Genomic DNA, 9,694 nt, shown 5'->3' on the forward strand with positions numbered 1-9,694 from the left:
TTCGGGCGGGGCGCTTCCGATCATTTACGCCGAAGCCGTTTCATGATTCGCATTGAGCGGGGGTGAAGGCGAGGAAGAGCCTACATTCGGCGCAGTCACCCCTCCGTGCCCTCCACCACCAGTCCCGGGACTACCCCAAAATGCGCATCCCGCGTAACCACCCCCAACCCGTGCCGCTGTGCCAACGCTGCGATCCAAACGTCATTGGTCGGAATCGGCGTTCCCACCTTCTTCAGTGCGACGACGATCGCTCCATAGAACTCCGTGGTCTCCTCGTCGATCTCCAACAATCGCACCCGGGGTGAATCGAGAAACCGCCCCAGCTCCCGCCGGTTGCGGCTTTCCCTGCTCCCGCCACGAAATCCTGCATGCAGCTCCCCGAGGCTGATCACCGAAAACCCGATCTCATCGAGCGATTGAAGCCGTTCCACCGCCTCCTCATCACCCCGCATGGCGAGCGAGAAGATGTTGGTGTCGATCAGCGCCCTCCTCATGACCAAAGCTCGGGATCGATCTTGCGTTGCTCATCGACCGCTCCCTGAATGCGCTCGCACTCCTCCTCTCCCCAGCTCCCGAAGAGATCGTCCAGGTCGTGGTGCTTGCGGGTGTGCCGGGGTGGCTTGCTGAGCCCGAACCGCTCCCGCAGCACCTCCAGCACCAGCTGATTGATGCTGCGGGCCTCGGCCGAGGCCGCCTTCTTGAGGGCTTGATCCAGGTTGCTGTCTACGCCGCGGATGGTGATGCTTTTCATCGGAGAGTGCCTGCAGTCGTAAAGTGATGTCTCTTTGGAAGCATACCATGATGGTGTTTTCGGAAGCGTAACTGATTGTTTTGCTGGGCTGGTTGTGATGGGTGTCCTGTTTGTACCCCTGTTTGTACCCCCGGGGAGCGCCGCAGCGCTCCGGGGGGAAGGCGAAGTTCGTACCCGCATTCAGGCAAGGGAGCGGCGCATCTCGTTGAACGCGTGCAACTCGCCCACGGTGACCGGGAGGGGGGTGCCGACGTCGACACCGAAGCGGTAGACGCGGTCCCCCCGGCGCGGATCGGTGGGGTGGTGGGCCCGCAGCACGATGTCCCAGCAGTCATGGTCGCTGCGGCCGGCAACGCTTCGCTGCACCTCCACCTCGGACAGCTCCATCCCCCGTGCGAGGAGGTCGGCGAGGGCCCGGCACGACTGCACGGCGTTGGTGGCGGCGAACAGCAGTGCACGCTCCGGAGCGCTACGTCCCTCCTCGCCGGTGCGATGGTAGACGCGGTCGAGAAAATCCCGCAGTGCCTCGCGCAGCGTTGCGGGCGCGACGGCCGCTTCGGGTACGGCGGCGAGCGCCGCCTCGAGCAGTGCCTCGCGGCTCCAACCGTACAGGCCGCGTGGCGCGGCGAGCGTGAGTTCGGGCACGCGCTGGCCGGAGAGCAGGGGGCGTTGCCGTCCGCCCAGCCGTCCGGCGAAGGCGCAGCGCTCGATGCGCTCGAATGCCGGCAGACGGGCATCCGCCTGGCCCGCCAGCAGGCGGCGCAGATCGGCGTGGATCTCGGTGGCGAAACCCCCTTCGGGGTGTAGCGCGTAGAGCGGCGCGCCTTCGCGGGTGACCAGCCAGGTGAGGCCGCGCACGGCGGAGGGGTGCTCCGCCAGATAGGCCGCCATGCGCAGCGGCTCGTGCGGATCGCCGCCCAGCGCGCGGGCGAAGGCGTCGCGGCGGCGCGGGGTGCCGAAGTCGTAGGCGAGGTCGCCGAGCACGAACAGCGGTTGTGGTTCGGCGCCGGCGTCGGCCGGCCGTCGCCCGCGCAGGTCGCCCCAGTACACCGGCAGGGCGCCGAGCCCGCGGCGCTCCATGATCTCGAAGAAGGTGCGGGCCTCGAAGAGGTCGCTCAGGTCCTCCCACTCGACCGCGTCGAGGCCGGCCCGCTTCAGCGCGGCGGCCGCTTCGCTGGCGACCAGGACGCGGGTTTGGGTAGCGCCTTCGAACTGATCCAGTGCCCGCTGCTGTTCATTGCTGAGGGGCGCTTCGCGGCGCAGCATGTCCTTGATGTAGACGGTGCCGTTCGGCCGCAGGACCCGAAACAGCTCCGCCGTCGCGGCCGCCAGGTCGTCCGAATGAAACAGGCTCTCCAGGTAGAGCACGCGATCGAAATGGCCGTCGGCGAAGGGCAGGCGGTGGTAGTCGAGGGTGTGGACGCGGATCGCGTCCTGGAGTCCGGCGGCGTGTACCCGCTCGCGGGCCAGCCGGGCCTGCACGGGCGAGAGGGTGACGGCCTCGATCCGTACACCGGGGTAGTGGCGCGCGATCTCCACCGCCGGGGCGGCGCTGCCGCAGCCGGCGTCGAGGATCCGTTCGCCGGGGCGGATCCCGGCGCGCCGGGCGAGGAACAGGTTGGTCTGCCGCTGCTGGTCGTGGGGCGAACGGGTGGTCAGGTAGACGCTCTGTTGGGTGTGCTGCTCCGGCAGCATCCCGCGCGCCATCGCCTGGTGGCTGCGGTCGTAGTAGTCGCGCACCGTCCGGCGTGCCCCGGACAGGGGGCTTGTGGCGCGGTCGCTCGGGTCGTTCACCGGTGCGACTCGCTTGCCGGGCGCGTGCTCAACTCCAGATCCGTCCGCGGCGAAACGGCGCGGGCTCCGGCTCCCGCGGCTGCTTTTCCTGCATCTTCATCCAGCGGTACCAGTAGGCGTAATCCTCCAGGCCGGTGGCGGCCACCGCCCGCTCCCGCAGCGGCAGCTCGGCGACCTCCCAGTTCGCCGTCCCCTGGAGGCTGCCGTGCATCCCGCTGGTGGTGCGATCGCGCACCGCCTCACCGTCGCCCTCGTTCAGCGGCCAGTAGCCGACCAGCCCCATCTCGCTTCCGCTGCAGCGGCTGTGCATCGACTGGCGAATCCGCGCGGCGGTGCGCGCCGTGTTCCATACCCGCAGTTCGGCCAGAGCGCCCTTCCAGGGGCGCGGCTTGAGATGGTAGTTGCCCAGCACGATGCGCTCGATCGGCGCGAACGGGCCGCCGCAATCGCTGCCGCTCGCCCACGGTTCGCCATCCAGGTAGATGGAGAGTTCGCCGGCGGCGGTGTCCTTGACGAAGGCCCAGTGGCACCACCGGGAGAGCAGTTCCGTGCTCACCGCCCGCTGGACGCGGGCGCGGTTGTCGTCCCAGGCCTGCCAGTAGATCCGTTGCCGATAGGGGAGGTGGACCAGCAGGGCGAGCTGGTCCTCGGCCCCGGCGGCGAGGAAGGCCACGGTCTGGGCGCCGGCGGCGGCGTCGATGCGTGCCCAGAACTCGACGGTCACCGCGTCGCCGTGGAGCGGGAGTTTGCCCGCCAGCTCCACCCGGCCGTCGCCGCCGTCGAAGCGCAGCACCGGGGTCGCTGCCGTCTCGCTCATCGTCCGTTCCTCCGTTGGCCGCCACCGTCACCTCCCCCGTAGCGCGCCGCGGCGCAGGCGTCGAAGGCCCCGGGGTCGTTGTAGTTGGCGCCGTGCAGCAGCGCCATGCGCACCGCGAAGAGCGCCTCGGGCGAGCCGTGCTCGACGTCGACGCAGCGATGGGGGTGAACCGGGTCGGGGCGCCGCACCGGCGGCGACTGGATCGGCATCAGCGAGCGGGGCTTGGCCATCGCGACCCCCTCAGCGGCTCGACCACGAGCGCACTTCGCCCATGGTCACCGGCACCGCGTCGCTGACGTCGACGGTGAAGCGGAACAGCTTGCGCGCGCGCAGGACGTTATCCGGATCGAAGAAGCTGAGGACGACGTCCCAGCAGTCGCTGTCCATGCGGCAGAACGGGCTGCGGCGGACCTCCACCGTATCCAGCTCCATGCCGTAGCCGATCGCCTCGCTGAAGGCGTTGGCTACCTGGAAGGCGTTGGTCGCGGCGAAGTTCAGGGCGCGCTCCTGGGAGGTCTGGCCGAGGTTGCGCAGCTCGTAGTAGATCTTGTTGAGGAAGCTCGACAGCGAGCGCTGCACCGCCTGGTCGTCCGCCTCCGGGTGGTGTCCCCTGACCGCCGCCACCGCCGATTCGCGCAGCTGGGTGACGTTCCAGCCGTACATCCCGCGGGGCTGCTCGATCTCGACGACGGGGACGACTTGGCCGGAGAAGAGTCGTACGGTGCGCTCGGTGAGGCGCCCCGGGATGCTCACCCGCTCGATGTAGCCGGCCTCGCCCTCGGCCTGGATCTGACCGTCGAGCATCTGGTGGAGCATCTCGTAGATATCGCGGGCGAAGGCGCCGGAGGTCTCCAGCGCGTAGATCGGCGTCAGCTCCAGGTTGACGGTCCAGATCAGCGACCTCGCCTCGGAGAGGTTCTCCTCCAGGTAGTCCACCATCTGGCGGGCGTCGTAGGGGTTGGCGGGGACGGTGACCCCGTCCACGGTGGCCGCCGGCATCAGCTGCTTGTAGGTGTCGCGCCTCGCCTCGGTGCCGAAGTCGTAGCCGAGCACGCCGAGCACGTAGATGCGCCCGGAGTGGCCCGGCAGCGCGCTTGCCGAGGGGCGGGTGGCCCCGCCGTCCGCGCCGCTCGCCGCCATGCCGTGGGCGGTGCCGTGATGGGACGCGGTGATCGAGACCTCGGCGGCCTCTCCCGTGCCTTCGTCCGCGTACTCCGCCGAGTCGACGAACACCTCCTCGTCGGGGGCGTCATGGAAGGCGGGATCGCGGGTTGCGCTGCACGAGGTGCAGACGCGGCTACCTGTCGGAGGCGTGCTCCTGTTCATCTCTTCATCTCCTTCGAGGAGGGCCAAGGCCCCGGCGGGGTTCAGGGTGCCGACGAGGCATAGCGGGTGGTCGTCGTCGGGTAGGGTGCAGTTGCCCGCGCTGGCCAGGAGGGCGGCGCGGACGGCTTGAGGGTCGGGGCGCCGGTCCCGTTGCAACTGATGGCTCAGCAGCAGGGCGGCGACGCCGCTGACGATGGGGGCGGCGAAGCTGGTGCCGGTGGCCCGCTCGATGCCGCCCCCCGGCACGGCGCCCGGGATGTCCTCGCCCGGGGCGAGGATCCCCTGGGTGCGGTAGGCCTCGCCCCAATTGCTGATCGACAGCGGCCGCCCGGTGTGATCCATCGCTCCCACGGCGAGCACCGTGGGCAGGGCCGCCGGACTGTGCAGGCAGGCGCAGCCGTCGTTGCCCGCCGCCGCCACGACGAGTATGTTCTCCCGCCGGCAGAGCTCCACCGCCTGAGCCATCACGTCCTCGGCCGCCCCCGGTTCGATGGCCTGCCCGCCACTGATGCTGATGACGTGGGCGCCCAGCTCGATGGCCTGGCGGATCGCCCGGGAGAGATCGAGCTGGGAGAGGCCGGGGCGCCGGTCCGAGAACACCGGGAGGATCAGTCCCGCGCAGCGCGGCGCCACCCCCACCAGCGGACTGCCCGGTTGTCCGAAGAGGAGGCTCGCCACGTGCGTCCCGTGGCGCGACATCTCGCCGTCGGCGCGCGCCTCGTCGCCGACCATGGTGGCGTGGCGGGTCATGTTGGCGCCGGCAAAGCAGGGGTGGGTGAAATCGACGGGGCCGTCCAGCACCGCGATCTTGATGCGCGGATCGCCCGGGGCTTCGCCGTCCAGGCCGGCGGGGATGGAAGAGAGGATACGGATGCTCACCGGAGTCGGGACCCGACGGCGCAACCCCGTCGCGGGGGACGTATCGCCATTTTCATTTTTGCGGATTGTGCCGGGCAGGATGCGCTAATGCGGACACGTGGGAAACACGCTCCCGGTGAGTCGGCGGTGGCATCCCTTCTTCTCATCCATGCGGCTTTTCGTTATTCGAACCCGATGTGGTGGTGGAAGGGTTCGAACGGATTTCTTATTGCGTGGCAAACTACGGTTGCGGTATGGGAATGCGGTTCTTCTTCCCGGTATGCGATCCCGTGCGTGGTCGGAAAATGCAAAGGCCGACGCAACTGCGAGGAGGCGGAGAGATAGACCGGCAGGGGGGTAGTAAGCCGACGGAAAACGTATCGCCCGTCCGGGAATGGAATAGAGCGATTGCCTTTCCATGCCCGAACGGAGCGGTGCTGGCTAGTAGAGCTTGACGTGATAGCGCGCCGCGGCGACGAACTGCCCGGAGGCATCCACGCCGTACTGGTGCGAGGCCGGTGCGGTGTGGTCGATGCCGGAAATGGGGCGAAGCACGGGCTGCACCTGCTTGGGGGAGAGGCCCTTCTTGCACTTGCGGGCGGTGTCCTTCTTCATATTGCTTTCTCCAATGAATTGACTATCGACGATCGATACCGAGGGCCTCTCCAATTCATGAAAGGCGTAATAGAGGCGAGAACAAGAAGTGTGAGTCCCGGGGATGAAATAACATCCTGCGGGATCGCGCCGCGCTCCCCATCGTATCGTTGGATACACCCGGAATCGAGCAGGCCCAAACGTTCGGGCGGTTCATGTTAGGTGGCAGTCCGCGATTGCGTCAAGCAGAGGAAAAGGTGTGACAGTCATGATTATACAAGATGTATATTTCGGTCATCGTTACATCGTGGTGATGGTCGAGATATTGCGTCCGTTGGCCATTGATCGTCGCTGAGCGCCGGTGCCGGATGTAAGGGAATATTTGTTATCGCCGGTACTTTATCGCGGGTGTCCCGCGTTTTTTCCGCTCTGGTGATGATGCGTCTGCTCTCTGCATCTGCCCCGGGCCGTACTGCCCTGGTCTGGTAAGTAATTGTTTTTGCTGGGTGGTTGGGGTGGGTGTCTTGTTTGTGGGTCATGGATCCTCACGCCGGATTAGGGGGCCACTGCCGCGCTCCGTGAAGAATCCGCAGCACAACGACCCGGTGCCGCTCACGCTCATAGCGGTAGACCGCGATATAGGGAAGGCCGGTGATCACCAATTCGCGGGTTCCCTGCTTCCGCCCCGCCCGCCCCAATTCCGGATGATCGGCCAAACGGCCGGCGTGCTCTTCGATTCGGTCGCCGGCGTTGATCGCGGCGGCGGGGTTGTTCTCTGCGATATGGTCAACAATCGCGTCCCAATCACATACCGCCCGCCGCAACCAGACGACGGAGCACCGTTTCACTTATCTTCCTCGCCTGCCTGATTCGTCAATGCGGCCCGGCGCGCGCTCCAGCGAGCTGTAACGGAGTCGTGAGAAAGGGGTTCTTCCCCCTCGTCCAAAGCAGCCAAGGCGTCGCCCACCTGCTGACGGAACCACTCATCATGAGCGGCGGCCTCGTGAGTTTTTCGCAATGCCGCCGAGCGATCCGGCCGAGTAACGCTTTTCTGAGCGGGGTTGTAATCGGCGGCATCCGTCTCGAATCGGGCGATCCCCAACCCCTTGAGGTATTTAGCCAGGGTATCCAGGTGCCGCCACTCCCGAACTCGCTTCGAGTTCTTGGCAGCGACGGCTTTCTCGGTCATTCCGTACCGAACCACCAACGACCAACTATCACCGTGGGCGACGGCGGTAGCCGAGCGTACCGAACCGGCCTCAATCAGGTTTTCAAGGGTAGCGTGGTCAATAGTGTGTGCAGCCATTACGGGAATCACTCTATAGATAAAAGGAACCCGAATAACTATAGACCGGGCGTCGCGCAATAGTAAAGTCCCAGCACCTGACTTTACATATCACTTAAATGCCCGACAGGCTCCTAGTCACGCCGTCGCTGCATAGCCGCTCAGCGCAAGGCCTTCAGCGGGGTGCCGAAAAAGGGAGTGTATCCAGGATTTTGACGAGGGAAAGGCCAGTCTGTGGTCGGAATTGACGGCCTTACCGTTCAATACGACAATTGGGTACACGATAGTAGTGTGGGGGCGGCATGTTGAAGAACATCACCTTGAGCGCGGAAGAGCGTCTTATCGAGGCGGCGCGGGAGAAGGCGCGGGGGGAGCACACCACCCTCAATGCGCAGTTCCGCCGTTGGCTGGAGGGCTATGCTTCGGGAAACGAGCGGGCTGCGGGCTACCGCGTCCTGATGGAACGGCTCGCATCGACCACCGAAGCTGGAGGGCCGTTCAGCCGGGACGAGATGAATGAGCGCTGAGCGCTTCTTCCTCGACACCAACATCCTGGTCTACACCTTCGACCACCGCGCGGCGGAGAAGCGGAAGAGGGCCATGGTGTTGGTGGAGCAGGCGCTGAGCGGCCAAGGTTGCATCAGCTACCAAGTGATTCAGGAGTTCCTCAACTTGGCAACCCGCAAATTCGCCACTCCGATGCCGCAGGATGCCGCTCTCCAATACCTCAACGGCGTGCTGCTTCCCCTCTGCCACGTCAACTCCAGCGCCGAACTCTACGACCGCGCCCTGAGTCTTCACTACCGGCTCCGCTACTCCCTCTACGACGCGCTGATCATCGCCGCCGCCCAGCATGCCGGCTGCGAGACCTTGTACAGTGAAGATCTCCAGCATGGCCACGTCATCGAACAACTGACGATTCTCAATCCGTTCATATAGTTGAGTGTGGCTGGATGTGATTGGGGTTGGGGCGGATGTCCTGCTTGGGCTCTCCTTTTTTGATGATTAAAGTTGAAATGCAAAAGGAAAGACCTGACCCTGTGACCCTTGGCTGATGGCGTAAGTGGTTGTTTTTGCGGAGACGGTTGAGGCGGATATCTTGTTTGCTTGTTTGTTCCCATCGGCGCGCACTCCTATAATCCGAGAGTCACAGGCGACATCAAACGCGACGTTTCCCAATCACCTTCCTTTCGGGGACCACGATCGATGACCACCCACGGAAAAGCGCAAACGGACACGCCGGCTACCGGCACCGGCATCGAGACCTGCGCACTCGACGGGCAAGGTGCGCTGCTCATCCCCAGCACCCTCCGGCGACGCCATCACTGGGCGGTCGGTACCCGATTCACCATCGAGGAGGACGGGGATGCGCTGATCGTCCGGCCCGCCAAGCCGTTTCCGCCAACTCACCTGGAAGAGGGCTTGGGCTGTACCGGTTACCTCGGTCCTGCGAAGAGCCTTGAGGAGATGGAGGCGGGGATCACCGAAGCGCTACGTTTTCAGTGGCGGGATGAGCAGGGCGCCGCCGTTGCCGAGCCGTCCGTCCGGTACGACAAGTCGTGATCGCGGTCGATACCAACGTGCTGGTCCGCTACGTCACCAACGACGATCCGGTCCAGGAGCGGGCGGCGATGGATGTCTTGGGCGGCGACCGGGTGGTGCTGATCTCCCATACCGTATTGCTCAAATTCGAATGGGTGCTCCGAGGCGTGTATGGGCTTTCGCGTGAGGTAGTCCGCAGGGCGATATTGCAGGTGTTGGGGTTGCCGAATGTGATCGTTCGCCAAGCCGAGCGGGTCGATGAGGCGCTGTCCCTGCATCGTGAAGGCATGGATTTCGCCGATGCGCTCCATCTGGTTCTGGCCGAGGGGGCGATCTTGTTCACCTTCGACGAAAGGCTCGCGCGTAAGGGTGGGGAAAGGGCCGCTCTGGTGCCAACCGCCATTTAGTCGTTTCTCTGAAATCCACCTCTTTTCGGCTGACTCCATCGTCGGGTGCCGTTGAATATGCGCGTGCCGACGTTTTTCTCCTTTTTTGATGATTAAAGTTGAAATGCAAAAGGAAAGACTTGACCCCATGGCCTGGAAAGCTGCCTCATCTCTCGGAGATCTTACGTTACCAGTTTGAGACCGATGGCATTGTTGACAAGGCATCAAATACCGGTGAATAGCAGGTCCAAGGCGGCGAGAATCTCGTCCCGGTGTCTGTTGTCTCGCACTTTATCCCACCACCGTTTTCTCACATTAAACCAGGCACCAGCGCAGCCGAA

The 9,694-nt window shown here is 65.1% G+C and carries 13 protein-coding genes; 4 read left to right on the forward strand and 9 right to left on the reverse strand.

Features of this window, described 5'->3' with window-relative positions; translation table 11 throughout:
• Nucleotides 1-95 precede the first annotated feature (95 nt).
• The 9 genes from ACYQ2W_RS16525 to ACYQ2W_RS16565 all read right to left on the reverse strand — a co-directional run bounded on the left by ACYQ2W_RS16525 (nt 96) and on the right by ACYQ2W_RS16565 (nt 7,446).
• Nucleotides 96-494: a type II toxin-antitoxin system VapC family toxin gene (locus ACYQ2W_RS16525; RefSeq protein ID WP_459869427.1), complete on the reverse strand. Its 399-nt coding sequence runs from the start codon at nt 492-494 to the stop codon at nt 96-98.
• Nucleotides 491-751, reverse strand: a complete 261-nt coding sequence (locus ACYQ2W_RS16530; RefSeq protein WP_459869429.1) for a FitA-like ribbon-helix-helix domain-containing protein — start codon at nt 749-751, stop codon at nt 491-493. Before ACYQ2W_RS16530 ends, ACYQ2W_RS16525 begins: the two co-directional genes overlap by 4 nt.
• Nucleotides 752-931: 180 nt before the next feature.
• Entirely contained in the window at nt 932-2,545 is a 1,614-nt protein-coding gene (locus tag ACYQ2W_RS16535; protein WP_459869431.1) for a cyanobactin maturation protease PatG family protein, read from the reverse strand.
• A gap of 28 nt (nt 2,546-2,573) precedes the next feature.
• A complete protein-coding gene (locus ACYQ2W_RS16540) occupies nt 2,574-3,362 on the reverse strand; it encodes a LamG-like jellyroll fold domain-containing protein (protein ID WP_459869433.1) in 789 nt (262 codons plus the stop codon).
• The gene (locus ACYQ2W_RS16545; RefSeq protein WP_459869435.1) at nt 3,359-3,592 is read right to left on the reverse strand and encodes a cyanobactin biosynthesis system PatB/AcyB/McaB family protein; all 234 of its coding nucleotides are present in this window, start codon (nt 3,590-3,592) and stop codon (nt 3,359-3,361) included. Before ACYQ2W_RS16545 ends, ACYQ2W_RS16540 begins: the two co-directional genes overlap by 4 nt.
• A 10-nt stretch (nt 3,593-3,602) precedes the next feature.
• A complete protein-coding gene (locus tag ACYQ2W_RS16550) occupies nt 3,603-5,567 on the reverse strand; it encodes a PatA/PatG family cyanobactin maturation protease (protein WP_459869437.1) in 1,965 nt (654 codons plus the stop codon).
• Between the two features lie 420 nt (nt 5,568-5,987).
• Nucleotides 5,988-6,161 carry a hypothetical protein gene (locus tag ACYQ2W_RS16555; protein ID WP_459869439.1) on the reverse strand — a complete coding sequence of 58 codons (174 nt, stop codon included), beginning with the start codon at nt 6,159-6,161 and terminating at the stop codon, nt 5,988-5,990.
• Between the two features lie 524 nt (nt 6,162-6,685).
• Nucleotides 6,686-6,988 carry a type II toxin-antitoxin system RelE/ParE family toxin gene (locus ACYQ2W_RS16560; protein ID WP_459869441.1) on the reverse strand — a complete coding sequence of 101 codons (303 nt, stop codon included), beginning with the start codon at nt 6,986-6,988 and terminating at the stop codon, nt 6,686-6,688.
• Nucleotides 6,985-7,446: a hypothetical protein gene (locus ACYQ2W_RS16565; protein ID WP_488193050.1), complete on the reverse strand. Its 462-nt coding sequence runs from the start codon at nt 7,444-7,446 to the stop codon at nt 6,985-6,987. Before ACYQ2W_RS16565 ends, ACYQ2W_RS16560 begins: the two co-directional genes overlap by 4 nt.
• A 281-nt stretch (nt 7,447-7,727) precedes the next feature.
• On the opposite strand from ACYQ2W_RS16565, the gene ACYQ2W_RS16570 reads away from it, so the two are divergent.
• The 4 genes from ACYQ2W_RS16570 (at nt 7,728) to ACYQ2W_RS16585 (ending at nt 9,374) form a co-directional block, all read left to right on the forward strand.
• Nucleotides 7,728-7,952: a hypothetical protein gene (locus tag ACYQ2W_RS16570; RefSeq protein ID WP_459869445.1), complete on the forward strand. Its 225-nt coding sequence runs from the start codon at nt 7,728-7,730 to the stop codon at nt 7,950-7,952.
• Entirely contained in the window at nt 7,942-8,364 is a 423-nt protein-coding gene (locus ACYQ2W_RS16575; RefSeq protein WP_459869447.1) for a PIN domain-containing protein, read from the forward strand. Before ACYQ2W_RS16570 ends, ACYQ2W_RS16575 begins: the two co-directional genes overlap by 11 nt.
• A gap of 267 nt (nt 8,365-8,631) precedes the next feature.
• Complete coding sequence (locus tag ACYQ2W_RS16580) at nt 8,632-8,988, forward strand: AbrB/MazE/SpoVT family DNA-binding domain-containing protein (protein ID WP_459869449.1); 357 nt, start codon at nt 8,632-8,634, stop codon at nt 8,986-8,988.
• The gene (locus tag ACYQ2W_RS16585) at nt 8,985-9,374 is read left to right on the forward strand and encodes a type II toxin-antitoxin system VapC family toxin (protein ID WP_459869451.1); all 390 of its coding nucleotides are present in this window, start codon (nt 8,985-8,987) and stop codon (nt 9,372-9,374) included. The genes ACYQ2W_RS16580 and ACYQ2W_RS16585 overlap by 4 nt, the downstream gene beginning before the upstream one ends.
• Nucleotides 9,375-9,694: the final 320 nt, after the last annotated feature.

Source organism: Endothiovibrio diazotrophicus (genome assembly GCF_054657215.1).